The organism is Embleya sp. NPDC020630 (assembly GCF_044334985.1).
Classification (GTDB): Bacteria; Actinomycetota; Actinomycetes; order Streptomycetales; family Streptomycetaceae; genus Embleya.
This window is the reverse complement of record NZ_JBIRUB010000019.1, coordinates 127,264-153,225: the sequence shown is the minus strand read 5'-3', so window position 1 is coordinate 153,225 and position 25,962 is coordinate 127,264. Positions and strand designations below refer to the sequence as shown.

At 70.2% G+C, this 25,962-nt stretch carries 24 protein-coding genes, 1 tRNA gene and 1 pseudogene; 17 read left to right on the top strand and 9 right to left on the bottom strand.

Annotation, left to right across the window (positions count from 1 at the left end):
• Positions 1 to 169: 169 nt before the first annotated feature.
• From ACH4XV_RS39255 to ACH4XV_RS39245, 3 genes are all read left to right on the top strand, one after another.
• A complete protein-coding gene (locus ACH4XV_RS39255) occupies positions 170 to 451 on the top strand; it encodes a helicase associated domain-containing protein (RefSeq protein ID WP_395797802.1) in 282 nt (93 codons plus the stop codon).
• Between the two features lie 126 nt (positions 452 to 577).
• Positions 578 to 1,798: a pentapeptide repeat-containing protein gene (locus ACH4XV_RS39250; protein ID WP_395797800.1), complete on the top strand. Its 1,221-nt coding sequence runs from the start codon at positions 578 to 580 to the stop codon at positions 1,796 to 1,798.
• A gap of 466 nt (positions 1,799 to 2,264) precedes the next feature.
• On the top strand, positions 2,265 to 3,386 hold the full coding sequence (locus ACH4XV_RS39245) for a methyltransferase domain-containing protein (RefSeq protein WP_395797798.1): 1,122 nt from the start codon (positions 2,265 to 2,267) through the stop codon (positions 3,384 to 3,386).
• 30 nt (positions 3,387 to 3,416) lie between these two features.
• On the opposite strand, the gene ACH4XV_RS39240 is transcribed toward ACH4XV_RS39245, so the two are convergent.
• Complete coding sequence (locus ACH4XV_RS39240) at positions 3,417 to 4,547, bottom strand: hypothetical protein (protein WP_395797796.1); 1,131 nt, start codon at positions 4,545 to 4,547, stop codon at positions 3,417 to 3,419.
• A gap of 171 nt (positions 4,548 to 4,718) precedes the next feature.
• Between ACH4XV_RS39240 and ACH4XV_RS39235 the strand changes: the two genes are divergently transcribed.
• From ACH4XV_RS39235 to ACH4XV_RS39200, 8 genes are all read left to right on the top strand, one after another.
• Positions 4,719 to 5,318: a hypothetical protein gene (locus ACH4XV_RS39235; RefSeq protein WP_395797794.1), complete on the top strand. Its 600-nt coding sequence runs from the start codon at positions 4,719 to 4,721 to the stop codon at positions 5,316 to 5,318.
• A 371-nt stretch (positions 5,319 to 5,689) separates the two neighbouring features.
• A complete protein-coding gene (locus tag ACH4XV_RS39230) occupies positions 5,690 to 6,322 on the top strand; it encodes a hypothetical protein (protein ID WP_395797792.1) in 633 nt (210 codons plus the stop codon).
• A 445-nt stretch (positions 6,323 to 6,767) separates the two neighbouring features.
• Positions 6,768 to 6,845: transfer RNA gene (locus ACH4XV_RS39225), tRNA-Met, on the top strand.
• Between the two features lie 19 nt (positions 6,846 to 6,864).
• Positions 6,865 to 7,098: a hypothetical protein gene (locus ACH4XV_RS39220; protein WP_395797790.1), complete on the top strand. Its 234-nt coding sequence runs from the start codon at positions 6,865 to 6,867 to the stop codon at positions 7,096 to 7,098.
• A gap of 132 nt (positions 7,099 to 7,230) precedes the next feature.
• Positions 7,231 to 7,950, top strand: coding sequence for a hypothetical protein (locus ACH4XV_RS39215; RefSeq protein WP_395797788.1), 720 nt, complete (start codon positions 7,231 to 7,233; stop codon positions 7,948 to 7,950).
• A 426-nt stretch (positions 7,951 to 8,376) separates the two neighbouring features.
• Complete coding sequence (locus ACH4XV_RS39210; protein WP_395797786.1) at positions 8,377 to 9,282, top strand: hypothetical protein; 906 nt, start codon at positions 8,377 to 8,379, stop codon at positions 9,280 to 9,282.
• A 217-nt stretch (positions 9,283 to 9,499) separates the two neighbouring features.
• Positions 9,500 to 9,739, top strand: coding sequence for a hypothetical protein (locus ACH4XV_RS39205; protein ID WP_395797784.1), 240 nt, complete (start codon positions 9,500 to 9,502; stop codon positions 9,737 to 9,739).
• A 20-nt stretch (positions 9,740 to 9,759) separates the two neighbouring features.
• Positions 9,760 to 10,254: a hypothetical protein gene (locus tag ACH4XV_RS39200; protein ID WP_395797782.1), complete on the top strand. Its 495-nt coding sequence runs from the start codon at positions 9,760 to 9,762 to the stop codon at positions 10,252 to 10,254.
• A 10-nt stretch (positions 10,255 to 10,264) separates the two neighbouring features.
• On the opposite strand, the gene ACH4XV_RS39195 is transcribed toward ACH4XV_RS39200, so the two are convergent.
• Positions 10,265 to 10,537, bottom strand: coding sequence for a hypothetical protein (locus ACH4XV_RS39195; protein ID WP_395797781.1), 273 nt, complete (start codon positions 10,535 to 10,537; stop codon positions 10,265 to 10,267).
• Positions 10,538 to 10,777: 240 nt separating this feature from the next.
• Here ACH4XV_RS39195 and ACH4XV_RS39190 point away from each other — a divergent pair, with 240 nt between their 5' ends.
• From ACH4XV_RS39190 to ACH4XV_RS39170, 5 genes are all read left to right on the top strand, one after another.
• Positions 10,778 to 10,981 carry a hypothetical protein gene (locus tag ACH4XV_RS39190; protein WP_395797779.1) on the top strand — a complete coding sequence of 68 codons (204 nt, stop codon included), beginning with the start codon at positions 10,778 to 10,780 and terminating at the stop codon, positions 10,979 to 10,981.
• Between the two features lie 913 nt (positions 10,982 to 11,894).
• On the top strand, positions 11,895 to 12,551 hold the full coding sequence (locus tag ACH4XV_RS39185) for a hypothetical protein (RefSeq protein ID WP_395797778.1): 657 nt from the start codon (positions 11,895 to 11,897) through the stop codon (positions 12,549 to 12,551).
• 351 nt (positions 12,552 to 12,902) lie between these two features.
• Positions 12,903 to 13,961 (top strand): hypothetical protein, encoded by a 1,059-nt coding sequence (locus ACH4XV_RS39180; RefSeq protein WP_395797776.1) that lies wholly within the window; start codon positions 12,903 to 12,905, stop codon positions 13,959 to 13,961.
• A gap of 151 nt (positions 13,962 to 14,112) precedes the next feature.
• On the top strand, positions 14,113 to 14,394 hold the full coding sequence (locus ACH4XV_RS39175; RefSeq protein WP_395797774.1) for a hypothetical protein: 282 nt from the start codon (positions 14,113 to 14,115) through the stop codon (positions 14,392 to 14,394).
• Between the two features lie 836 nt (positions 14,395 to 15,230).
• Positions 15,231 to 17,195 (top strand): MMPL family transporter, encoded by a 1,965-nt coding sequence (locus tag ACH4XV_RS39170; protein ID WP_395797772.1) that lies wholly within the window; start codon positions 15,231 to 15,233, stop codon positions 17,193 to 17,195.
• A gap of 236 nt (positions 17,196 to 17,431) precedes the next feature.
• On the opposite strand, the gene ACH4XV_RS39165 is transcribed toward ACH4XV_RS39170, so the two are convergent.
• A complete protein-coding gene (locus tag ACH4XV_RS39165; RefSeq protein ID WP_395797770.1) occupies positions 17,432 to 19,522 on the bottom strand; it encodes a DsbA family protein in 2,091 nt (696 codons plus the stop codon).
• A 388-nt stretch (positions 19,523 to 19,910) separates the two neighbouring features.
• Entirely contained in the window at positions 19,911 to 20,489 is a 579-nt protein-coding gene (locus tag ACH4XV_RS39160; protein ID WP_395797768.1) for an NADPH-dependent FMN reductase, read from the bottom strand.
• A 55-nt stretch (positions 20,490 to 20,544) separates the two neighbouring features.
• On the opposite strand from ACH4XV_RS39160, the pseudogene ACH4XV_RS39155 reads away from it, so the two are divergent.
• Positions 20,545 to 21,793, top strand: a pseudogene (locus ACH4XV_RS39155) (IS110 family transposase).
• Here ACH4XV_RS39155 and ACH4XV_RS39150 read toward each other — a convergent pair.
• The 5 genes from ACH4XV_RS39150 to ACH4XV_RS39130 form a co-directional block, all read right to left on the bottom strand.
• The gene (locus ACH4XV_RS39150) at positions 21,786 to 22,271 is read right to left on the bottom strand and encodes a hypothetical protein (protein WP_395797766.1); all 486 of its coding nucleotides are present in this window, start codon (positions 22,269 to 22,271) and stop codon (positions 21,786 to 21,788) included. The pseudogene ACH4XV_RS39155 and the gene ACH4XV_RS39150 overlap by 8 nt on opposite strands.
• A 151-nt stretch (positions 22,272 to 22,422) precedes the next feature.
• Complete coding sequence (locus ACH4XV_RS39145; protein WP_395797764.1) at positions 22,423 to 23,307, bottom strand: IS3 family transposase; 885 nt, start codon at positions 23,305 to 23,307, stop codon at positions 22,423 to 22,425.
• 102 nt (positions 23,308 to 23,409) lie between these two features.
• Complete coding sequence (gene ltrA, locus ACH4XV_RS39140) at positions 23,410 to 24,669, bottom strand: group II intron reverse transcriptase/maturase (RefSeq protein WP_395797762.1); 1,260 nt, start codon at positions 24,667 to 24,669, stop codon at positions 23,410 to 23,412.
• 472 nt (positions 24,670 to 25,141) lie between these two features.
• Complete coding sequence (locus ACH4XV_RS39135; RefSeq protein ID WP_395797760.1) at positions 25,142 to 25,450, bottom strand: transposase; 309 nt, start codon at positions 25,448 to 25,450, stop codon at positions 25,142 to 25,144.
• Between the two features lie 64 nt (positions 25,451 to 25,514).
• Positions 25,515 to 25,856 (bottom strand): hypothetical protein, encoded by a 342-nt coding sequence (locus ACH4XV_RS39130; protein WP_395797758.1) that lies wholly within the window; start codon positions 25,854 to 25,856, stop codon positions 25,515 to 25,517.
• Positions 25,857 to 25,962 lie beyond the last annotated feature (106 nt).

Sequence of the window (25,962 nt, the reverse complement as noted above, 5' to 3'; positions counted from 1 at the left end):
AACGCCGCCATCTGGCACAACTGGCAAACCGGCACCCCAGTCAAACGCTCCCTGACCGCCTACGACCACTAAGCCAAATCACATCAACGATCTAGTCGAAACCCAGACTCACTCAAACGAGACCCCGTACACCTAAATCCTGATACTCCCGCCTCGCGAGGGAGACAGGGTGAGACCACCCTCGCAAGGACGTTGCTCGCAGATCGACGGGTGCCGGGTACGCCGTCTCGGTTGGTTTGGGTTGATCGCGGTCGGCGCGGCGGCGGCGTACCGGGCCCGGGTGGGGCATTTGAAGGTGCCGCGCGCCCATGTGGAGTCGGTGGTGGCGTTCGACGGGTGGCCCGAGGACGTCAGGTTGGGGGTGTGGGTGACGACGAGCGGGAGCAGGCGGGCGAGGCTCTCGGCCGAACGCATCGCCGAGATGGACGCATCGGGCATGCGCTGGACGTGAACCGGGCCGGGGGGCCGGCGGGCGGTTCGGGGCCGGTGCTGTCACGTGTGTAGGGAGTCCCCTCGGAATCGGATCGATCCCCCGTTTTTGCGTACCGCCGGTCCGGCCGGGTTGTTCCATGTGGCTATGACACGTCGTGGATGGGGTGGAGTCGGGCGCCGGTGGGTGTGGGCCGGCGGGGTCGGTGTGGCCGCGGTGGTGGTCGGGTTGTGGGGTTCGATGGTGCTGCACGCGGTGGTGCCGATGTCGCGTCCGGGGTGGGATCGGCTGGACGATGCGACGCGTGCGCAGGCCGAGGGACAGTTCCGGTTGGCCGCGATCCAGGGATTGGCCGCCCTGGGCGCGGGCCTCGCGCTGTTGTACACGGCCCGAAACTTCCGGCTCAATCGTCGTGGTCAGGTGACCGAGCGATTCACCAACGCGCTGGAACGCCTGGGGTCCGATCACCCCTACGTGCGCTCCGGCGGGGTCTTCGCGCTGGAGCAGATCGTCCAGGACGCCCCGGAACAGACGGACCACATCGCGCGCATCCTCGTCGCATTCCTCCGCGACCGCGCCCCCGCCGTCGGAGTCACCGACCCGCCCGACCACCCGGACCCCGACGTCCAGACGGCGTTGACCACCCTGGCACTCCTTAGGCCCACCGCCACCGCCACCGGTTCACGGGTGAACCTCTCCGGCCTCCACCTGCGCAAAGCGGACCTGACCGACGCGGACCTGTTCGGTGCGAACCTGTTCTGCGCGAACCTGACCGGCGCGCACCTGCGCGGCGCAGTTGCGATCAAGGCGAACCTGATCGACGCGAACCTGATCGACGCGAACCTGACCAGCGCCAACCTGACCGGCGCGGACCTGAGCGGCGCGAACCTGAGCCGCGCGAACCTGAGCCACGCGAACCTGATCGGCGCGTGCCTGGGCAGCGCGGACCTGAGCGGCGCGCACCTGAGCGGCGCGAACCTGCCCAACGCACGACTGCGCAAGGCGAAGCTGACCGGCGCGCACCTGGCCGGTGCGGACCTGACCGGCGCGAACCTGCCCGCCGTGGACCTGGCCGGTGCGAACCTGACCGACGCGACATTGCCCGGCGCGAACCTGACCGACGCGGACCTGAGCGGCGCGAACCTGAGCGGGGCGAACCTGACCGACGCGAAACTGCCCGGCGCAAACCTGAACCGCGCGAACCTCCGCGGCGCGGACCTGCGCAACGTGGACCTGGTCGGCGTGGACCTGACCGGCGCGGACCTCCGCGGCGCGGACCTGGCCGGCGCGAAACTCGCCGGCGCGAAACTGCCCGGCGCGAACCTGCGAAACATGCATCTGAACGGCCCCGTGGTCAACAGACCCTGATCGGCGTGCGACGAATCCGACGCACTCACCGACGACTGATTCGAACAAGCCCTCGCCCACACCACCGCACGTGTCCACGGCGCCACCGCACCTCCGTCCCGCATCCGCCCCCTCGGACGCAGCTACAACCCGCCCCGCCGGCCTCGTGGCGCAGGAAGGGGTGGGCGAGGGTGGCCTGGCGGCGGTCCCGGTCGCCGCGTACCGGTGTAGAGCCGTGGGGTACGGATGTCAATCGATCGTCGAGTTGGTGGTGTCCCGACCCCCGCCGTACGGTGCGTCTTCCGTACGGACGCGGTGCTGCGTCATCATGTGGTTTCTCTGCGTGACCGAGGAGGCGTTCATGGGCCAGCACGAGAAGCCGCCGCCGGATCCGTCGAAGGGCAATCCTCCGCCGGACAACTCCGACGGGCGCGTGCCCCCTCCCCCGCCGTCGAACGGCCGACACAAGAAGGACGAGTAGGCCTCCGTGAACGTGGTCGAGGCGCGGTCGCGATTGGCGGACGAGATGGAACGGCGTGGCGACTGGCCCGTGCGCGCGCCGTGGATCCGTAGCGCTGTGGAGGCCACGCCTCGGGACGCGTTCGCGCCCGATCGGCTGTGGCGCTGGGACGGCGCGGCGTATGTGCCGGTGGACCGGGCGGTCGACGAGGACGCGTGGGTGTCGTTGGTGTACGCCGGGCCGGACGACGCCGCGGTGACGCAGGTCGTCGAGGCGGTGCCCACGTCGAGCCTGTCGTGCCAGGCGGTGGTGGTGGACATGCTCGACTCCCTGCTCCTGGAACCCGGGCAGCGGGTCCTGGAGTTGGGCACCGGGACCGGATGGAACGCGGCCCTGCTCGCCCGCCGCGCCGGAGCCGGCGGCGTCGTCAGTGTCGAGGTCGATCCCGACCTGGCCGAGGCGGCCCGCAAGGCGCTCGCCGCGGCGGGGGTGGACGTACGGGTCGAGGTCGGGGACGGGGCGGGCGGTCTCCCGGCGCAACCCCCGTGGGATCGGGTGATCTCGACGTACGCGGTCGAGCGGGTGCCGTGGGCGTGGGTCGCGCACACCCGCCCCGGAGGCCGCCTGGTCACCCCGTGGGGACGGCTGGGACATGTCGCATTGACCGTCGCCGACGACGGGCTGTCCGCCTCCGGTTGGGTCCAGGGGCTCGCCACGTTCATGCCCGCCCGCGGCACCCCGCCCGAACCCCGCTTCACCGACGTCCGGGGCGACGCGCCGGCCGAGGACGAACGCGGCGTGTTCCGGGACCTGGCGCCGCTGTGCGACGACGCCCACCTGCTGTTCGCGCTGCGCGTCGCGCTGCCCGAGGTGCGCGTGCACGCCGCGCGCGACGCCGATGGGGTCAACGCCTGGATCCACGACGGCGACACCTCCTGGGCCGTGTACTCCGCCTCGGCGGGCATCGGAACCACGCTGTACCAGGGCGGAGCGCGGCGGCTGGGCAACGAACTGGAGGCGGCCTGGGACCGGTGGATCGCGTGGGGCGGCCCGGGGCTGTACGACCACGGCATGACCGTCACACCCGACACTCAATACGTGTGGGCCCACCACCCGGACACCGGACCCCGATGGCCCACGAATACGTAACCGCGCAAGTCAGCCCCGGAATCCTGGTCGTCACCATCGTCCGCGCCGTCGCACCCTTCGGCTGAACCCCACAGGGACAACGCCCCCGACCCACCCGTTGCGGGATACCCGCAGTGCTTCCGGCCTGCGGCAATACGTGCGCGGGACCAGCCCTGACTTCTCGAGGAGTGCTGGGAGCCGGGGTCGTTCGGCATCGCGAAGGCGTTGCGTCGTCGTGTTCAGGTCCAGGGGATGACGGGGATAGGCGATGCCCGCCCGTGCCGGACCGACGAGGTAGCGGATGCCCTGGTTGTCGTCGGGGTTGGTGAACAGGCTGTTCCCCAACACGGTCGCCCCCCTCTCCGTGTCGCCGAGCCTCCACCACGTCAACCCGAGGCCATGCAGGGCCCGATGGAACGGCCGGTTGTCCAACTCGCTCCAGGCCAGGACTCCGTCGAACGCCGGCGGCAGGGACAACTCGGCGACGGCCACGGCGCTCTGGTAGAACCCCAGGGCCTCGGACAACGCGGCCTCGTCGGCTTCGGCGCGATCGAAAGCGTCACTGCCGAGGTGTGCCCAGCAGTCGAGTTGCCGAGGATCCTCGCGCACGGCCGCGAGCAGCGCGGCGCGGTAGGCCCGCTCGTCCCCGGTGGACTCGCGCAGGTCCAGCGCGCGGTCGACGTGCGGCGGACCCTCGCCGACGTACGGGTCGGGCATCCGGTACGACGGCCGCACCCCCGCCTCGCGCACGGCCCGCCACCACCCCCACGACGGCGTGCCGGCCGTGTCGGGCGCCGTGGAGGGGCGGGCGCCCCACCCGTGTTCCGAACGCGGGTCGTAGGCGCGTCCGTCCGGGCGCGCCCGGGTGATCCCGGCGTGGTGGGTGCGTTCGAGGACGCGGCGGGTGTCGCACCGCGTGTACCGGTCGGTGACCTCGGCCAGGTACACGTACCGGCGGCCCCGGGCACCCGGCGGCACCTCCGGCGGCGGGAGCGTGCGTCGCAGGCCGTCGAGCAGGGCCGACAGGACCTCCGCGGCCCGGTCGCCGGTCAACGGCCACGACACTCCGAACACGCGCGGCACCTCGTGCACGGGAAACCAGAGCGACGCCTCGTCCAGGCCGCTGCGCCGGGCCAACGTCACGCGCAGGTCGTCCTCGCCCACCGAAGTCCCCACCGCCACCACGCACTCCCCGCTCGTTCACGGCACGCGGTCGAGCACACCGTGTCCGGAGCGTAACCGGCACCTGCCCACCGGACCTTGCCTTCGGGGAAGAGTGGTCCGTACGGGGTATCGGGGATTTCTCGTCACCGGTTCGCTTCGTGTTCGCGACGTCGGGCGGGAGAATGGACCATGCCCCAACTCATCGGATATCTCGGCCCGTCCCCCGTCTGCGCGGACGGCCGTCACGCGTTGACCGGGCCCGAACAAGGCGCGGTGTTCGTGGACCCGGCGCCGACCGAGGAGGACCTCGTCGAACTCGCCGCCCGTCACGGCCTGGACAAGGTGGAGCGCCTGCCCCCATTCCGATTTCGCCTGTGTACGGCGATCTACCTCGACGGTCCGATGGCCGGCCAAACGAACCGATACACCACCGACGAGCTCGGCTCGCTCAATACGTTCGCCACCGCAGGCCACACCCACACCGGGGTCTACGAGCTGGTCGCACTCCCCGACGGGGACCGGCCCGGAGAGAGCTCCGACTCGTCGAACTCGACGGCCGGCCCGTGGCCTCGTGACAACACCGGCAAAACCTCCGCACCGGTCGTGGCAGACATGGTCGAGCCATGTGCGCGATGGCGCGGCGCCGTGTCGCAGTGGTCGGCGGTGACCCGGCGGAAAGGTCTACGGAAGGTGCGGCTCGACGGTCGCGCTGATCCCGCCGGGTCGGGGGTGCTCGGAAGGGCACTCACCCGGGGCGCAGAAGCCATCGGCACCCGCCTGGACCGGTAGCCCGGGACCACGACGTCCGCACGTGTTCCCGGCGCGGGCCGGCCGTGCGGATCCCGCGGGTCGGGTTCAAGGTATCGCCGCTCGAGAAGGGCGCGTTCGCCGTTGGGCAGACGCACCATCACCCCGTACGGCGAGTGGGTGTCCACGACCGCCGGGACGACGCTGCCGCGCCTGTAGGGGATCACCCGTCGATTCTCGCGGACACCGCGCACCGCCGCGCCCAATCGTGGATCGCCCACGTTCGTCTCGGCAGCCTGCCGGACGAGGTCGCCGAGTGTCTGTGCGGGGTGGAAGACCGGCCGGATGAGGATGTGGATGCCGAGGCGGTTCGTGGGTGTGGGGCCGCCGCGCTTCGGGCAGGTTGTCGTCCCGTGCCCGTAGCCTCCCCCACGTCCGGCGCGCATCGGCCGCGCGCCGCGGGATCGACGGACGAGCGGCGGAGGTTCGGTGTGGCGGGTGTGTGGGACGTGGTGGAGGAGTCGCGGCGCGCGGTGTGGTCGTTCACGCCGTTCGAGCACGTGGGCCCGCTGAGGTTCGGCATGACCCACGAGCAGGCGGCGGCCGCGCTCGACGGGGTCCTGAAGACCATCGGATCGCTGGAGGACGGCACCGGATGGGTGTCGCGGGCCGACATGTGGCCCGTCCGGTACGGCGCCGGGGCCGGGGTGCACCTGTACTACGACCGGGCGTTCGGCCTGGCCGCGATCGTCGTCGACGCACGGAACGGTCCGCAGGTGGACTTCGGCGGGATCCCGCTGGTGGGTCGGGTGCCGTCCGTCCTGGAGGACGCGTTGATCGACCGTCTCGTCGCCCACGGCCTCGCAGCGGTGTTCTCCCTGGAGGCGAACCTGTGCGCGCCCGAGCTCGGCGTCGTGATGCGCGTCCAACGCGCCGGGGACCGCGTCCTGACCCGGCCGGTACTCGTCGCCCGGGAATGGGCACCCCGATGCGCGGACTCGACGCAGAGCCACATCCCCGCCGAGGAATGGCACAGCTTCTCCTGAAGCGCACGCGCAGTCCTGCGGCGGGTACCGGCCCAGGCGGGCGGGCGCGGAAGGGAATTCACCCGACACGGCGTGCCGTTCGCGGCTGCGGACATCGTGCGCCCCGGCCGTCGGGAGAGCAGGGTCGTGTCGGGTGGCTCGGGAGGCTCCCCACCGCTTTCTCCGGATCGACGGGCTCGGTGGCGACGGCGCACTTGCCCGCGGTTGTCGTCGAGGTCGAAGGCATACTCGCCTTCGGCGCCCGGGCGAGGGCTTCGCCCACCAGGGTGGTGTCGGGCGTGTCCTCGATGCCGGTCGCGCCGTGGCGGTGCGGCCGGTCGCGACGAAGGTGAAGTCGTGAAGGTGGGAGCGGGCCGGCAAATTCGGGGATCGGGCACCGGTAGTGGGCTGTCCGGAGAAAAGGAGACGCGCCCGCCGCTCGGAATCCGTAGACTGGTCGTACCGACGCGGGGTGGAGCAGCTCGGTAGCTCGCTGGGCTCATAACCCAGAGGTCGCATGGTTCGAATCCTGCCCCCGCTACCAGTGTTCAGGAGCCCGGCCGGTGGCCGGGCTCCTGATTTTCGTGTACTCGGGTCGTCCGTGGGCGATGGCTTTGTCGAAGACGCCGGTGGAATGCGGACCGGAACCGGGCACCGTTGTCGATCCCGGTGACTTCGACCCGAACGGCGGGCACCGGAGTGCTGGCCGGTTCGATACCGAGAGCGCCGAGGCGGAGGATCGCCCCGATCGGCTCTGTACCAACGCCGTCGGCCTGCAGTGGAGTTGTCGTCGGTAGCGGCCTCGACCGTGGCCGCCGGGCCCGGCCGTGCGTCACGCGCCGGGACGGGGGCTTGCCGCGTCGTGGCGGGTGGGTTGCGAGTGCGCAACGACCGCCGATGCGGGCGCGGTTGCGGGCCACGATGGGCACATGTCTTCGCGTCCCGATACGCGGCCCATGGGTGGTTGCCTGTTGTGGCTCGGCCGATTCGTCCTGGCCGTGATCACCCTGGCGGTCGTGACCGTCCTCGGCGGGCTGTACGCGTGCCAACGGCAGTTCGCGGCTGACGAAAGGGAGAGGGAGGCGCACGAAAGGCATCGCGCGGAGGAACGGCGTGCGCGGGTCGAGGTGGAGGCGCCTTTCCGGGTCTTCGGCCGGCCGGCGAGTGCGGAGTTCGAGCGTTTCGTCTTCGACCGGTGTTGGCGCGACACCACGCCCCGGATGAAGCCGCAGGCGGGCATGACGGGCGTGACATGCACGTCCACGGTCGTGTACTTCTACGGTACGGACGATCCCACGACATCGACGACCGCGTTCGAGCGCGAGGCGCGCAGGCTCGGGCTGGCGCCGGACACGGCGACCTGGGCGCGGCCACAACCGGTTCCGGACCTGCGCCCACCGGACCCGACGCCCCCGCCGGGCGCGGACGAGCAATACGGCCCGCTCGGAGGGAGCGGGAGCAGCCTGTATGCCAAGCCCGTGCGTTGGCAACACGCCTACAACGAGCACCCGTTCGTCGTCCGCGCATCCGTGACGATCCACTACCGGACCGAACGCACCAGGCCGAAGCCCACCCCGCCGCACACCCCGATGTTTCCCCAACCACCCGCGACCTGCGCAGGCGGCAACCGCCCGTGGAGTTGCCTGTGACCCGCGACGGCCTCTCCCGCGCCCACCCATCCGGCCCGGCATGTCGGCGCCCGAACTTCGTGACCATCCCGGCGGGCCGCCTCCCGGGGCCGCCGCAGATCACCCTGGCCGCGAAGCCGCCGCCGACGGCACGGGATGCGAGAGAACGCCTTGACCGCCGACAACGCCACCGCCACCGCCACCGAAAAACCCGTTGGCCGTCGACGACCGAGCCGGGACAATCCCCGTGACCGAAGTAAGGGGATGCATGGCCCGGTTCGCGTGCGCCGAGTGCGGCACGATCTTGTCAGCCCCCGTGTCGCGGGTGGCACTTCCCGTCCACGCCGGCCACGATGTCGGCCACGAACTGCTCCCCCGCTCATGGAATCCGGGACCTACGCCATCGACCCCGCACCCTTCGGACCGCCTTGGCGACCGTGGGACGAGGTGGGGCCGGCACAAGCGGCGGCCCGGGGCCTGTTCGCGCCCACGCATGCCGTGTGCTTCGGCACGCCCGGAACCGTGGTCGTCACACCCGGTGACGCCCGTAACACCGCCCTGATTCCGGACCGATGCGAGGGCTCCTGCTACGGAGTGGACGGCAGGGCCGGACCGAACCTGGCCTGTACGGGGTGCGGCCGGCCGGTGGCCACCCGGATCGACGACTGTGGGGCCTGGCAGGAGGTGCGATTCGACCCGCAGGCCGTACGCCTCCTCGCCGGCGACGACCGCGAACCCCCGTCGCTCGACTGGGCCACGTTGGCGAACGAGCGCTCGGCCACCGAGCCGATCGAGCCGCAGGGGTGGTGGAACCCCCGATGGGAGGCGGCGGTCGGAGTGGCCCTGGCCCACGTGGTGGCGGCATCGGCCGGCGCTCCCGTGACCGTGCCCGGCGGTCTGCTCACCGAGACCTTCGGCCGCTCCCTCGACACCTTGCTGCCGCCGGGCCCGCCGGCGAAACGCCTGGTCCCGGCCGGCCCGGGCCTGCCCGACCACGACGACGATGCCGACATCCTCCTGGTCCCGATCCACCCGCAGACGGGTGAGGCATGGCGGTCGCTCGCCCCCGTCGCCGCTGTGCCCCTGGCCGCCGAGGTGTGGATGTACCTGGCCTTCCACCAGGACCGCCACGACCGCCGCCACCAGTGCGACCGCCCGCCGATTCCGGCGAGCGGCCGCATACCCGAGGGCGTGCTCCGCGACGACCCGCTGCCGCGCCACCCGTGGAGCCGATTCCGCCCCGCCGGCCCCCTGTTCCTGCGCACCCTCGTCGGCCTGCCCGCCGTCCGCCTGCCATGGTTGCGCGCGATCCACGACCGCGTCCGAACCGCCCCGTACGCCTTTCCGTTCTGACCCGACCGCCCGAATCACTCCCGGAAGCCGGAGCGTCGCCGCAGCGAGGTTGTCATCGGGGCCACGGCGGCCCCCGGACGCGTTCCGGCCCGCCGACGGGCTCGAGGTGGTCTCCCCGTTCGAGGACACCCACCGCGGGACTGGGGAGACGACCGTCCGCAACCCCGACGGGCGGGAGTGGACCCTGTCGGCGCGGGCCGACCGAACGGAGTGAGTCATGCCTTACGACGAACGCATCACGACGCCGGACGACACGTCGCTGCGCGTGGCCCTGTGGCGGGCCCCGCACCTGCACCTCGATCCGGCGCCGGACGTGCTCGCGGACGGGATCGCTCCGCACATCGTCGGTCCGTCGGGGGGAACGGCGAGGACGGCGACCTCCACCAGCGTGCGTTCGACGCGGGCCCGGCGCGGTTGTGCCCCCAGCAGGCGCAGGACCTTGGCGTTCGCGTCGTAGAGGATGTGGTGGCCGGGGGCTTGGCGGGCGTCGGTGACGTCGAGGCTGTCGAAGGTGCAGGCGACCAAGGCCTTGCCGTCGCCGAGTTGCAGGATCGGCAGCGCGGGGTCGGTGGTCGGGCGGACGTCGCGGGTCCAGGTGATCGGGCCGAGTTCGCGGGCGCTTTCGGCCTCACGGCCGGTCAGGCCGGTCGTGCGATCGCCGGGAGCGAACCGCTCGCCCGACGCCTTGGGGCCGGCGGCGGCGGTGCGGCTGCGGCACGCGGCGAAGTCCGCGCAGATCCCGGCTGCCTGCTCGCGGCCTCACCGGTGAGGGTACGCGCGCTCTCGCCGTCGAGGGCGGGCATCGCAGGCAACGACTCCGGCGCCGTCTGGCCCGGGGCGAAGGTCTCGGTGGGTGTGGGGAACGGCGTGGCCGGCACGGTGGCGTCGACGAGGGGTTGCCCGGCGTCACCGTTCCTGACGTTGATCGGGCTCGAGAACGTGGCCTTCCAGGGGCCGTTCGGCCTTTCCTGACGAAAGTAGGTCAGATCCCGGCCGTGTGTGGTCGAGGGCCAACGGGAGTCGCGTGCCAGGACTGTGCCTTGGCCTCGCCGTAGTGGGCGAACACCGCCTCCGCGTCCCGCCGGGACAACCCCGCCGCCTCGGCCGAGGCACGCGCGGAGGCGGCGGGGGCGGCGGAATTCGGCTCGGTCGAACCGGAGGACGTGCAGCCGGCGGCGAGCAGAACCACCCCCGCGGCCGCCGCCAACGCGGCGCGTCGGTGTCTCACCCGGCCGGGCCGGTGGTGAATGACCACGTGGCGCGTCCCCTGTCTCCCTGGTCGATCCGCACACCCTAAAGGGTGTCCCCGACGAATGGGTACGCCCCACGGAGAGGTCACGCTCGCCGAAGGGCGCCCGCCGGTGGAACCGACGAACGTGGCGTCCCTCGCGGGGAGTCGGGGCGAAGGGCGGGACGTCGATGCGCCGACGGCGGTTCGCCGCCGGTCGCCGGTGGGTAGGGCCCGTCGTGGTCGACGACGCGGGGAGGCAACGCGGTGGACGAGACCGAACGACTCAAGTCACTGATCATCAGCGCGGCACAGGCACTATGGGAAGACAAGGAAGCGCTGACCAGGTTCCTCGACGTGGTGCGGCGCAGCGAGGCGTTCACGAAGCTGGCCGACACACTGGCCGAGAGCGAGGTCCGGCCCGCGAAGGCGACGTTCTACGGCGTGCAGAGCAGGAAGTTCCAAGTCTGACCGTGCACGGCTGCCCGCCACGCGATGCCGGTGGTGGGTCGTCGGGGCGTTGCGCGGGCCGGGGGGGTGATCGCCGTTGCCGGCCGTTCGGCTTCGAGCACGGGCTGTCCGCTCTGGCGTGTGTGCTCCATCATCGCGGCGCAAGAGAGACCGCCTGCACGACATGGTCGGCCCTGGTACGTGAGGAACACGCCCTTGTGTACGTGGAATCCGGCCGAGGACCCGGTCGGCATCCGCACGGGCGTCACGCGCACGAAATGCTGGCCGAGCGGCTCGTAACGCGCCGTCGTGGGATGCGTGGATCCAACGGGATCGACCTCCGCGCGAAAGGATGCGCCTGCGCGCAACCGGCGCTCCCCGATGTTGGGGTCCAGGGTTTTCGCCTCTTGGTGACGGAGCTCGCGTCTGTCGAAACAAGGAGGCACCCCCGGCACACGTAGACGCCCCGGCGGCGCATCGCGACGCGGTATGCGCCGCAGCCCGCGCACCGCGCCCTCGCCGCGAGATCCGCGCACCGCACCCAGACCAGCTCGTCGCCGTGCTCGACACACACGGCCCGCTGCCTGCACCAGGCGCACTGCGCCTCGAACAGCGCCTTGCCCTGCGGACACCACTGTGCCGTCGCGCGCGACGCGCAATGCCCGCGCGTGGCCTCGTGGCGCGCGATGCGGGCCCTGAACGCCGAAACCGCCGCCGACAGCTCGACCACTCGTTCCCCGAGCATCGGTTCTCCCTTCGAAGCACGACCCGCAGCGGGCACGCCGGGTACCCACGGCGCCACCCTCGCAGGCGGATACGACACCACCCGCCTCGCCCGTCGGCGTGCCGGCGGGCGCGGCCGGAATCGGCCCCGGAGAGTGGCGAATCGCCATTTCGGGCCCGGACGCGGACATTCCCCGTCTACGTTCGCGGTATGAATTTCGAGCCGCGCTGGACGCGCAACGCCGATCCCGTCACGGTCGAGGACTGCATGGAGTTGGAGGACGACCTGGGGGAAGGCCGCGACGGCCTCCGGCCGTTCGGCGCGATGCTCCGGTCGTGGGCGCATCCCGATCCGGGCGTCGCCCGGGGCCCGCACGTCGCGGCGTTGACTTTGGCGGCGGCCGCGGCCCTCGTGGAAGCGGCCGGCGGCACGTGCGCGGGACCGCGCTACCGGGCGCGGGAGAGCGCGGTGGAACTCTCCGAAATCGCGGACAAGGTCGCGGCGGCGATCGTCGATCTGGAAGGGGCGGGGGACGGCGACCTCGCCGCGCGGGACACGTTGGCGCTGCGGTTGCGGTTCCAGGCCGAACACGCCTCCTGGCTGGTCGTGTTGGCCGCGCGCGTCGCCGACGAGGCGATCGCCCTGTCCCCCGACGACCCGGCCGCGCGAGCGGACCTGGCGACCGCGGCGGCCCTGACCCGGTCCGTGCTGCAGGCCGCCCGGGCGTGCGTCGCCGGCTGCGCGGCCCGCGTCGAGGAACTGGGCCTACCGGACGAGCCGTTCGACACGGCGTCGGCCCGCATCGACAAGCACGAGGCGACGATCGAGATCGCCGCCCGACGCCTGGCCGACGAAGTGGGGCGTTAGCGACCCCGCGTCCGCGGGTCACGCCACCGGCGCGCAGCGCTCCGGCAGCAGATCGCGTTGTCGTGCCCCCACCGCGGGGCCGGAGACCGCGCCGGGGTTCGATGCCGGCCTCGCACATCCCGTCGGGCGATGTCCCGGCGGATCGTCGCGGCCCCGCCGTGCCGCCTCCGACTGCTCCTCCCCCGGGGCCGTCGGCTCCGGTGCGACGCCGGCAACGATCGCGCCGTCCCCGGCGGGTTCGACGTGCCGTCGGTGGTGCGCGCGTCGTCCGCGCCCCGGCGGTCCGCACATCGTCGCAGCCGTGTGCGAGTGTGGACCGGTCGATGACGGGCCGCAGTTCGGGGGAACCGGATGCGCGGATGGACGAGACGTCTCGGTACGACGGTGGCCGTGCTGGTGTCGGCGGGATGCGCGGTGGCGGGTTGTTCGTCGGGCGGCGGGGACACCAGGCCCGTGCCGAGCGCGTCGGCGGTGTCGCCGGCTCCCGACCCGCCGGTGATCTCCGAGGGCGAGGCCCGGCAGGTCCTGGAACACTACGACACCGAGAACAACGCGTCGAACGCCGCCCTGGACGGCGACCGCCTCGCCGGGGTCGAGGGCGGCGAACTGCTGGAGGCATCCCTGGCGGGGTACCGTGCCGACCGGCTGATCCCGAACCGCAAACCCTCCGAGCCGTTCACCCACCTGGACCCGCAGTTCTGGATCCCTCGCGCGAGCGGCCATCCCCGCACGTTCGTCGCGGTCGCCGCCACCGGTGCCGACAGCGAGGACAAGGCCGTCGTCCACTTCGTCCAGGAGACGCCCGGCGCGGCGTGGAAGGTCGTGTTTACCGCCTACGCCCGGGTGGGCGACCCACCCGCCACCGCGGGCGCGAGCCCCGAACGTCAGGCCCGTCCGAAGTTCGAGGACGTGGCACGGGACCCCTCCGGCGCCGCCCGCACCGCGACCACCGCCGGCGCGGGCGCGGTGTGCGAACGGTACGCCGCCGCAATGTCGGTGCCCGGCGGCCCCGCCGCGTCCGAGGCCCGTCTCGCGCCGGGCAGTTACACCACCGACCTGCGCAAGCGGATCGAGGATGACGCCCATCGCGACGAGCGGATGTCGCAGACCACCACCGTCACCGCCCGCCCCCTCACCCGGGCAGTCTTCCGGACCGCCTCCGGCGCCCGCCTGGTCCCCTGCGTCCTGGACAAGGCGATCGAGACGAAGGCGCTGGTGCCCGAGACACACCTGACGGCGACCGTGCCCCGGACGATCGCGTTCCTGGGCCGGGACAAGCCGTTCACCACCATCAGAACCACCTTCCTCGCCTGTGTCCTGATCCTGGTCCCCGACGCGCCCGACGCACCCGCCACCGTCCTCACCGGCGGGCTGGGGCAATCGCACCCCCTGGACGCCATCGGAACCTGAGAGTCGTCCCGTAGGCACCGGGCCCCGCCCCGCCGACGGGCCCGGCCAAGAATCCCGGGTCCGCGACCGCGAACTGTGGCAGCCTGCCCTCGTGCCGGCAGAGCTACGAGAACATGCAGGTCGTCACTACGCCGTCCGGTTCCACTACGCCTTGCCCGACGACTCGTGGGCCGTGGAGTTGAGCGAGGCCGAGCCCGCGCCGGCTGCGTGGGCCGAGGCCCCCGACGCACAGACTCATCTGCCGGGAACCGCCCTCCTGGTGGCCTTCGTTCCCGACGAGGACCCCGAACTGGAACCGACGGTCCACATCCACAGCCATGACGAGCACGTCATCCCCTACGAGATCATGCGCTGGTTCATGGAACTGGTGGCCGACCAGGTGGATCGCTGCCGCACCACCTTCGGGCAGGAGGTACCCGAACCAGTGGAATGATCACGCCGTGGCCGGTGTGATCACGGCACGGAACCGTCCCGGACACCCCTGTTCAACGGGCCGACACCGCGCCGGTTCGGCAAACCGACGACCGTGCCGCGACACACGGGAGCCGACGCCCGGCAAGGGCCGGCCGCGTGCACGCGCTTCAACTGCCGGAGACCGAGGGGTCCAATGGTGTACCGCCGGCGAACCGTAAGACCAGCGCATCCGTGAGGTCGAAGACCAGGCCCTCGGCCGGCCGATCCTTCGATGTGCGGCCCCACGTACGGCACCCACCCACCGTGCGGGCAACCCTGGGCGAAGCGCAGGAACTTACCCCAGACATACGAACGCGCCCTCGAAAGAGCCTCATCGTGCGCTCTGCCGAACGTGATACGGGGATCCCGCACTCCCACCCCCTATCGCAAGCGCGCTGCGGTGGACCGTCGTTCCACCGGGCCTTCCTTGCAAGGTGGGCGAATCCCCGAGAGACGCACCGAGTTCGAACCCATCCGTGGCGGGCACCCCTCCGAAGACCTATGTGGATCGAACCCGATGCTCGGACGGCGGCGTCTCCGGTGGCCCGTGATCTCCGAGAGGACGCGAAAGGAGTGGGCTCGATGCAACAAGAGCCGACCGACGTGCGAGGAGAGGCCGGTGTGTCCGAGAGGGTTCCGGCACCCGGGGGAACCACGCGTTTGGCACGCTGGTCGATCGCGCATCGCTGGATCGTCGTCATGGGATGGGCGATATTGACCCTCGCCGGGGGATTGGCCGCCGGACGGTCGGGTGATCGGTTGTCGTTCACGTTCGATCTGCCAGGACAGCCGGCCTACGAGACCAACTCTGCGATCGTGGAACGGTTCGGAACCGGCGGCAACAACCCACCGCTGGTCGCCGTGGTGCGGTTGCCTCCGGGCACCACGGTGGACTCGCCCGGTGTCCGCGGCGAGTTCGCCGCCGTCTTCGAGCGCGCCACGGCGAGTCTCCCCGGCGCGCGTACGGCCTCGCTGCTCACCGACGACGGCAGGGCATTCGTCTCCGCCGACGGTCGTACCACCTTCGCCTTGTTCTATCCGGTCCCCGAGTACACCTCCTCGGATCCGTACGCCAAGGCGCTGCCGGCGTTGACACAAGCGGTCGCCGGGGAGTCGGTCGCGGGCTCCCCGGTCCACGTCACGGGGGCGAGCGTGTTGGCGTCGGGGGGCGAGAGCGGCGGCGGCAGCAGCGTGCTGGTGGAGACGCTGGCAGCGGCTGCGGCCGCCTTGGTGGTGTTGGCGATCGTGTTCGGCTCGCTGCTCGCGCTGCTGCCGTTGCTCATCGCGGTCGTGGCGATCCCCACCACGTTCCTTGGGATCTACGCGCTCACGTACGTCACCGACATGTCGACGATCACCCGCAACATCGTCGCCCTCGTCGGTCTGGGTGTGGCCATCGACTACGCGCTGCTCGTGGTCACCCGCTGGCGAGAGGAACGCACTCACGGTGCGGACAATCGAGCGGCGGTGCTCAAGTCATCAGCTACGGCGGGCAGATCGGTGGTGTTCTCCGGGATCACGGTGACCGTCAGTCTTGCGGCGTTGGCGCTGACGCCGGTGCCGTTCCTGCGTAGCATCGGCTACGCGGGCCTGCTGATTCCACTGGTCAGCCTCGCGGTTTCGACGACTCTGCTGCCGGTGATCCTGGACGCGTTCGGCCCCCGGCTCGAGTGGCCGCGCAAGAAGCCGGCGGGCACGGTGAGTCGGTTGTGGACGGGCGTCGCCCGATGGGTGGTGGGTCATCGCATCCTGGCGACCGTCGGCTCGTTGATGGTGCTCGCGCTGCTGGTCGTGCCGGTGTTCTCGCTCAATCTCGGCGAGCCTCAGGCCGATGCGACGGCGGCCACCGCCGACGTCGAGGCCCGGGCGGGCTTGCGGGCGCTCACCGATTCCGGAATCGGTCCCGGCGTCCTGCGGCCTACCGAGGTGCTGTTGCCTGCGGACGCGAACCTGCCCGTGATGAAGACGATTTCGACGACGGCTCCTGCTGCGTGGCGACGTGACACATTCCGCGTGGTCGACGCGTGGTCGGCGGTCGAGCCCACGAGCGACGCCGGCAAGGACGCGTTGCGGACGATCCGCGACGCGGCGCGCCGGGTACCCGGAGCCCGGGTCGGTGGATCGCCCGCCCAGGACGGCGACTTCATTCACGCCCTCTACGGCCCCGATCTGCTGATCATCGTCGCCGCCATCGTGATCGTCACGGTGGTGCTGCTGACCCGCGCGCTGCGGTCGGTATGGCTGCCGATCAAGGCGCTGTTGCTCAACGTCGTGTCTCTGGCCGCGTCCTACGGAGTGCTCACCTTCGTCTGGCAGGAGGGGCACGGCACCCGGCCCTTGTTCTCCAGTCCGGCCACGGGCGCGATCACCCTGTGGGTTCCTCTCGCGGTCTTCGCATTGTTGTTCGGGCTGTCCATGGACTACGAGGTGTTCATCCTGACCCGGATCAACGAGGAATACGAGAACGGCCATTCCATCGACGAGGCGGTGGTCCGGGGTATCGGCCGCACCGGCCGTCTGGTCACCTCCGGTGCGCTCATCCTCTTCCTCGCGTTCGTCGCACTCGGCGGCGTCCCACAGACCGACGTCAAGATCCTGTCCACGGGCCTGGCCGCCGGCATCATCCTCGACGCCACACTCATCCGAGGGGTACTCGCCCCGGCCCTGGTGTCCTTGTTCGGTCGGCTCAACTGGTGGATGCCCGCACCCGTCACCCGCGTCCTTCGCGTCACCCCGATACGGCAACCGACAACGCACGAGACGCCCCCGGCTCGACGGTGAACCGCCGGCGAGCCGGACCGCCGGGCGAGTTCCCGACCCTGCCGGCCCGCCGCGGCATGCGGCTCCGTCGTCCTGCCGCGCGGGGCGGGGTCTGTCGGTCGGGCCCACCGCAGTGTTTCGGGAGAACGCGGTCGACGAATCGTTTGACGCCGCCATCAGGAGCGATCCGGGAGCCCCTGGCGCCCGGCGGCCCCGGAACTCGGGTCTGCCCGGTCCGCGAGGGGCGGCGGGCCTCTTCACTCGGGGGTGCGGACCGTCGTCCCGCCGTGCGCGGCGCTGATCGCGACGGCGTCCAGCGCCGTGCCTTCGCCGCGGATGTGGACGGCGTCCGCGCCTCGGCCCTCGGCGTGGATGCCGCCGTGGGCGTTCAACGTGCCCAGTTCGCCGTCGATTTCGACGGTGACGACATCGTCTCCGCGGGCCGTGATCCGCCCGCCGATGCGGGCTCGGCCGATCCGGCCGCTCCTGGTGATGCCGAGGGCGGTGGCACGCATTCGGGTCTGCACGCCGCGCACCAGGCTGATGCCGGTGCCGCCCGAGGTGGTGAGATCGCCGCGGACGTCCAGGTGCGGCAGGTCGCGGCCGACCTGGATGCCGATGGCTCCGTCACCGGTGGTGGTGAGGCTGTCGAACGAGGCGTGGCGCAAGGATCCGTCGTAGAAGTTGAACCCGCGCGCGCCGGTGCCGTGGGTGGTGATCGCGGCTTGTATGTCCAGCCTGTCCAGGTCGCCGAAGTTGACGAAGCCGATGCCGCTGGGTCCATATGAGGTAAGGGGTGCGGTGGCCGTCCACGACCGTGCCCGGCCCCAGTTGTCGAGCACCATGTCGTTGGCGCCGTGGGTGGTGACGGGGCCGGTGTTCAGCACCCGGTCGACCACGGCGCCGAAGGAGAGGAACACGCCGCCGCTGATGAGGTCCGCGGTCCCGACGGGGATCCGGCCGTCGGTGTGGATCTCCCGGGTGCGCAGGATCGTGACCCGGGTGGTGCCCGCGGTGCCCCTGGCGCTGTTGCCGTCGTGTCCGCCGACGAATACACCGCTGCCGTGGATCGGCGAGTCGGCGCTGCCGGCGGCGATGTCCAACAGTTCTGCGGTGATCTCCACGCCCGGGTCGCTTTGCCGGTTCCACAGGGTGAACGCCCCTTGGAGCACCTCCACTCCGAAGCCGTGCGGCCGTTCGGTACGCCCACGCAGGTCGGCGGCTTCGACCGTGAGTCCGTTCACGACCACGTGCCCGGTGCGGACCGCGTCGCGGGCCAGGAGCAGCACTTGCCCGCGGGTGTGTACGCCGTGCAGGGCCAGCGTGCCGAAGTCGGTGACCGAGGTGTCGTTGAGGACGGCCACCTCGTGCTCGGGAGTGTGGATCCTCACGTTCTCGAGGACGTTGTCCCGGGTCAGGCACAGGCCCTTGGCGACGAACTCCAGGGTGCCGCCGCGCAGTCGTACCTCGGGGGCGAGCGTGAGCATGGGCATGGCGGTGATCACGCCGTGCACCTCGATGGCCCGCTCCCCTTGCCGGACCGCTCGAACGAGTTCGGCAGCGGTGGTGACGCGCCGCCACCGCCCGGTGTGGGATGTTGTGCCCGACGCCATCGGCTCCTGCTTTTGTATGCCGGAGGTGCGGCCGCGGGTGGGGTCGTCGATGTCGCTGGTGCAACCGCCGTCGGCACATGCTGCGGTGTCGGGTGTGGAGGGCAGGCCCCGGGCGGCGACCTCTTCCAGGACCCGTTGGAAAGTGGCGATGTCCCCGGCGCCCCGGAGGGCGAGACGGTCGTCGAATACGAACGTGGGCACCGCTCGGATGCCGAGCCGGTCGGCTTGGCGCATCGCGGCTGTCACCTCGGCCGTGCCGCTGCCGTCGGCGAGGTCGGCCCGCGCCCGGTCGGGGTCCATGCCCGCGTGGCGGGCGAGAGCGACAAGGGTGTCGGGGTCGGCCACGTTGCCGCCGTCGGTGAGGTAGGTACGCATGAGCGCGTGTTTCACCGCGTGCCGGACGCTCTCGTCGTAGTCGCGTTCGGCCAGCCACATCAGTCGGTGCGCGGCCAGGGTGTTGACAGCGAGTGCCCGTTCCAGGTCGAGGGCGAGCCCGTCCCCCTTGGCGACATCGGAAAGCGCGGCGTGGTCGTCGCGGAAGGCGGCGCCGCCTCGGGCGAGGTAGTAGTCGAGCAGTGGTTGGGGCTCGTCCGACATCGCCGGGTTGAGCTGATGGGGCCGGTAGGACACCTCGACGTCCGCTCGGCCCGGGAACGCTGCCAGGGCGCGCTCGAAGCGGACCTGTCCGATGTAACACCACGGGCACGCGATGTCGCTGTAGATGTCCACCCTCATGCGATGAACCCCCCGAGCGTCGTGGCCCTGGCGGTCTTGGAACGGGCGCGGGCCGCATCGGCGAGCGAGCGCCTGTCGCCGGCCACGAAGCGTCCGGTCTCTCCTGCCCGGGGTTTCGGGGTCGCGGTGTTCGGCTGCGGGGCTGTGGTGTGTGCGGTGGGCATGTGTGGTCTCCCGAGGTCGAGCGATGAGCAAGGTGGTGTGGGTGAGGCAATGCCGACGCCGGCAGCGTCCTCCGCCGGCGAGTTCACAGACCGGTGGCGCCACACGCATATGGCGGATGTTCGGGATGTGCGGCCGGTGGAGGCATTCACCACACCCGCTCTGGGGGCTTCTTGGGCCAGCCTTGGCCGGGCCTGGTGGAGCGAGCCGCATTGATGAACCGATGTCACCGGACGTGGGCCGGGGCAGCGCGGAGTTCGGTCAGGGCGATCAATTCGGCCAGTAGATCGCGCAGCAGGTCCTCGGTCACGGCATCCCCGACGAAAGTGCCGTCGGCATCGAAGCGCCGGTGCGACCGGAAGACGGTGACCTCCGGGTGGGCCACGACCGGGGCTTGGATGCGGTGCAGTATCTGCCGCAGGACCAGTTGGCCGCGAGCGGTGCCGAACTGGGACGGGGAAGCGCCCAGGACGGCAACGGGCTTGTGAAGCAGGGCATGCCGGCCGGCGGGGCGCGAGAGCCAGTCCAGGGCGTTGATCAGCACACCGGGGATGGAGGAGTTGTACTCGGGGGTGGCAATGATGACGCCATCCGCCTCCCGCACGCGTTGACGCAAGTCGCAGACGGCCGCGGGCTCGGAACCCTCCTCGAGGTCCTGGTCGAAGAAGGGGAGCGCACCCAGGCCCTCGTACAGGTCGATGGGGACGCCGGCCGGGGCGAGGTTCCGCAGGGCGCGCAGCAGGCCGGTGTTGTGGGAGGAGCGGCGCAGACCGCCGGAGATGGCGAGGAACGTCGGATCGGTCACGGGTGGCTCTTTCGGTGATGGCGGGTGAACAGGTGGACGAAGTGCACCGGCCGGCATGGGCTGCTGCGGCCGTGGGACGGCCGGGCAGGGAACGCTCGTGATCGACATCGGCGACATCGACGTCTTCCTCGGACTGGACGTCGGCAAGGGCGAACACCACGCCACCGCGCCGACACCGGCCGGGAAGAAGGTCCTCGACAAGCGAATGCCCAACAGCGAACCCAAGCTGCGCGAGGTGTTCGCCAGACTCGCCACGAAACACGGAACCGTGCTCGTGATCGTCGACCAGCCCGCATCCATCGGTGCCCTTCCACTCGCGGTGGCTGGGACATGGGCTGCGAAGTCGCCTACCTGCCCGGATTGACCATGCGGCGGATCGCCGACCTCTACCCCGGCGAGGCAAAGACCGACGCCCGCGACGCCTTCGTCATCGCCGACGCCGCCCGCTCGATGCCCCATACCCTGCGGGCGATCGAGGCCGCCGACGAGGCGATCGCCGAGCTGGAGATGATCGTCGGCTTCGACGACGACCTCGCCGGCGAGGCCACGCGGGTCTCCAACCGGCTGCGCGGCCTGCTCACCCAGATCCACCCCCACCTGGAACGCGTCCTGGGTCCACGCGTCCAACACCCCGGCGTTCGCGCGCTGTTGCAGCGATTCGGGTCCCCGGCCCTGATCCGCAAGGCCGGACGCAGACGCCTCGTGGCCCTCATACCACCCAAGGCCCCACGCATGGCCGAGCGTCTCGTCGACGATGTCTTCGCCGCACTCGACGAACAGACCGTGGTCGTCCCCGGCACGGACGCGGCCGCGCTCATCGTCCCCAGCCTCGCCGGCTCGCTCACCGCCGTCCCGGACCAGCGCAAAGTCCTCGCCGCCAGGATCGAGGAACTCCTGGAGGCCCACCCTCTTTCGAAGGTCCTGACCTCGATGCCCGGCATCGGCGTCAGGACCGGAGCCCGGATCCTCATCGACGTCGGCGACGGCAGCCGGTTCCCCTCCGCCGCCCACCTCGCCGCCTACGCGGGCCTGGCCCCGGCGACCAGGAACTCGGGATCGTCGATCCGCGGCGAACAACCCTCCCGGAGAGGCAACAAGCAGCTCAAACGCGCGTTCTTCCTCTCCGCGTTCGCCGACACGCACTGAACGACCCCGCCTCCCGGGCCTACTACGACAAGAAGACGGCCCAGGGGAAACACCACACGCAAGCCCTCCTTTGCCTCGCCCGCCGAAGAGCCGACGTCCTCTTCGCCATGCTCAGAGACGGCACCTTCCACGAGCCCCGGCCGGCGGCGGTCACCTGAGCGGCGGCTGGATCAGGAGAACTACCCGGTCGGCCCCGACCTCGAACCCGAGCACCGCATGGCCGTGGTCGCCCTCCGGGTCCATGAGCACGGGCTTGCCCAAACCCCGCCCGATCTCCCGCAGGAATCCGCAGAACGCATCGAGTCGCTCCTGGCCCTGCAACTCCCGCAGGTCGACGTCGAAGTCGATTTCGTCGTGGTCGCGGAAACGGAAGATCGCCAACACACCGGCCGCCGGCCAGACCCGCAGGTTCGGACACTCGGCGCCACGCGGGCGGGACAACACGGCCCTCGCCCGGGGCACCGGCAGCACCGTCTCGCCTTCGGAGTACCTGCACTTCCAGCCTCTCGCCTCGACAAGATCAAGGACCGTCTGCCAGTCCTCCACCGAGGCGTCGGGGACACGCACGTCCGGAAGAGACCCCATCAGGTCCGGGTCGAAGAAGCGCTTCACGTCATCCCACAGCAGATCGGGCACACCGCAATGCTGCCCGGCTCCCCACCCGAACGCAGCCCGATTTCCCATAGGGGCACCCCCGCAGCCCCCGCGTGGTTCGTTCATGTCTCGTGTGTTGTCCACGGACCTTTGAGGTGCCCCGCGTTTTCCGGACGCCTGGTTTGCTGTCCTTTTATGCGGCGAGTCCGAGCTCGGGGTGGCCTTGCAGGGCTTCGAGGGGCGTCCGGTATCCCAAAGCGGAGTGGAGTCGTCGGCGATTGTAGAAGCCCTCGATGTATCTGACAACTTCGCGGCGGGCCTTCGCGTGGTTCGTGAAGATGTAGCGGTTGAGGCACTCGTTCTTCAGCGCGCCGAAGAAGGACTCGGCCATTGCGTTGTCCCAACATACTCCGGTGCGTCCGACGGATTGACGCATTTCGAGGTTGTCCAGGGCCTGGGCGAATGCCTCGGAAGTGTAGTTGCTGCCGCGATCGGAGTGAAAGATCGCGTCCTTCTCCATTCTCATGCGCCCGCGGGCCATGTCGAGTGCCGAGGCGACGAGCGAGGTTTTGAAATGGTCCGCCATCGCCCACCCGACGACCGCCTTGCTGTGGCAGTCGATGACGGTGGCGAGATAAAGAAATCTCTCCCACGTCGGAATGTAGGTGACGTCGCCGACGAGTTTGGTTCCCGGCCGGTCCGCGGTGAAATCCCGGCGGACGAGGTCCGGGATGCGCGGGTGCGCGTCGCCGGACAGCGTCGTGACGGCCCTCCACGGCCGGGGTTGGCAGGGCACCAGCCCCAGCTCGCGCATCAACGTGCGAACCAGCTCCGGCGACGCACTCTCGCCGGAGCGCGCGAGGACGGCGTGGACGCGCCGATATCCGTAGGTCTCGTGATTCGCGGCGAAGATCTCCTTTATCGCGGCGGTCAGGCGTCGGCGGCGGCTTCTGACGGTGGATTCGGGGCGGGTGCGCCACTCGTAGTATCCGGACCGGGAGACGTCGAGCCATCGGCACATGTCGGCGATGCGAAAGGTTGCCTTCTCCGCGTCGACGAGTTCGTAGCGGGAACTCACCGATGGTTGCGGGCGAAGTCGGGTGGCCGGAGGGATTTCTCCCTCCGGCTCCCACAGAACCGTACGTGACAATCTCTCGTCATACGGCTCTTGTCGCTCTGATCACCAGGTTCGAGCCGGATCGGTAGTCCACGCCCAATGCGCGAAGAGACGGGGCGCCTTCTGCGTCCCGCTCCACCATGCGCGAAAGGTTGCCGACCAGCTCCGCCTCAGCTTTCGATATTTTCCTCGCAACCAGCGGACCAGGTAGGCGTTGATCCGTTCGAGAAGGGGAAACAGAGCCGACTTGTTGAAGGCCCCGTAGTATTGCATCCATCCACGCACGACCGGGTTGATCCAGTCGGCGAGATCTCGGGTCTCGCCCGTCACCCAACGATGAAGGCGCCAGGAGCGCACCTCTCTGCCCATCCGTTTGACGGCATCCGCCGATACCGCCGGCGAAAAGCTCCGGAACAATCCGGTGCGGCCGTCCACGGTGCGCTCGCGGAAGTCGTATCCGAGGAACGTGAACCTTTCGTGCTCGTACGAGCCTTTCCGGTTCGCGTCCTTGCAGTAGACGATCCGCGTCTTGTCCGGGTGCAGTTCCAGGCCGACCTCCTCCATGCGCTTCGCCAACGCCGCCAGCACTGCTCTCGCCTGCGCGAGACTGCGGCAGTGAACGACTGCGTCGTCGGCGTAGCGTTCGAAGGCGACCTGCGGAAATCTCCGATCCAGCCACTTGTCGAACGCGTAGTGCATGAACAGGTTGGCCAGGACGGGGGAAATCGCCGAACCCTGGGGCGTGCCCCGGGTGCGTTCCACGAGTGTGCCGTCCGCCTGTTGCAACGGGGCGGTGAGCCACCGTTCGACGTACAACCGCACCCAGGGAAGATCGCATACCGATTCCAGCGCTCTCAGAATCAGATTCCACGGCACCGAATCGAAGAACGCCTTGATGTCGAGATCGATCACCCAGTCGTACTTCCAGCACCGCGCCCGGCAGATCCCGATCGCCTTGATTGCTCCACGTCCCGGCCGATAGCCGTAGGAATCCGGGTGGAAGATCGGTTCGACCCTCTTCTCCAGTTCCATGGCCACGACGGTCTGCGCGATGCGATCGCCGACGGTCGGTACTCCGAGTACTCTGATCCCGCCCTGCCGTTTCGGGATCTCCACCATGCGCACCGGCGGCGGGAAGTAGCAGCCCGAGGACATTCGATTCCAGATCTTGTACAGGTTTCCCCGAAGGTCCTTTTCGAACTCCTCGATGCTCACGGAATCCACGCCGGGCGCGCCCTTGTTCGCCCTGACTTTTCCCCATGCCTCCTCTACCAGCCACTTCGAAATCTCGAACGGCTTACCCGTCGACTTCAACTTGCTCAAGCCATTCCTCCCGGAGTGCTTCCGGTTGATCGAATGAACAAGTCACGAGCGACCCGGTCCCTTCGCTCCACCCTCATTACAAGGGCTTCGTCACTACTACGAACCGGTCCGCCGGCACACGCGAGGCTTCGCGTATGCCTTCTCCAGTTCCGCACAAGTCCTGCAGATCGGGCTCGCGCCACCTTCACGCCGGACACCGCCGGGCCAGTAAACGGAACACCCGCCAGGCTCATCCCTCGGCGCCTTCAAGCCTCGGTTTCGATGTCGTCCAAGCATTTCGACGCTTCAGCAGTGGTTCACTCGCGTTCGCCTTCCCGATCCCCACCTGACGTCCTTCCAAGGATGCCTTTTCCTCCGACGCTCACCACGACGGTCTTCAGCCAACGCAGCAGGAGGTGGTTTGAAGCCTCCCTCCGCCGGGCGACTCCGAGGGGCCAGAAACCCTCATCACTTGTGCAGCATCATCGGGGAACTATCGCCCTACCGCGATAGCACCCTTCCGTTCAGGACACACGAAGGCGCTTGCTTTTACCAGGAACGCGTTCTCCTCGCGGAGTTTCCGGTTCTCGCGTTCGAGTTCCCGTTCCCGCGCGGTCACGGGTTCGTCGCCTCGCGGCGTCGCCCCGGGTTCCACGACGGACCTGCGGTATTGCGCGACCCAGTTCCCGAGCGTGGTGTCGTTGACACCCAGCTCGCGCGCGACCTGGATGATCGGACGGGGCCCGTCCAACACCAGGCGAACGGCTTCGTCCTTGAACTGCTGTGTATATCTCTTCGGCACGCGCTTTCTCTTTCCGGTTTCCTACAACCCTACGCGGGTCGCTGTCCGGAAGATCAAGGGCACCTCAGACACCGACACCCGGCACGTAGAACCACTCGTCCCACACAGCAACCCCGGTCCCGGGCGCCGGGGTCGCCCCCCATGCCTGCCTCCGCCTCGCCATCAGGGCGTCGTCCGGCACCGGCACTGGGAACGGCGGGCCCGGAGGTCGATCGGCGAGAACCTCCTCGAGGTGCTCGCGCTCGTAACACTCGATCGCGTAGGCCAGGGCCTCGTACGCGTCGTCGTCCAGCCGCGGCTGCCACCCCATGCGGCGGTCCCGATCGGCCGCGAAGACGGCGGCGACGGCCCGGGTGTACGCATCGAAATCAGCGAGAACGGCGCCGGGCGCCGGAACATCGGTCACGGGAAAGATCATCACCGACGACACCGACACACCGGGCGCGCCCCCTCCGTCGTCCGAAAGCCGGACCCGGCGCGGCCGGGGGCGAGCCCCGAGTCGGGAACCGCGC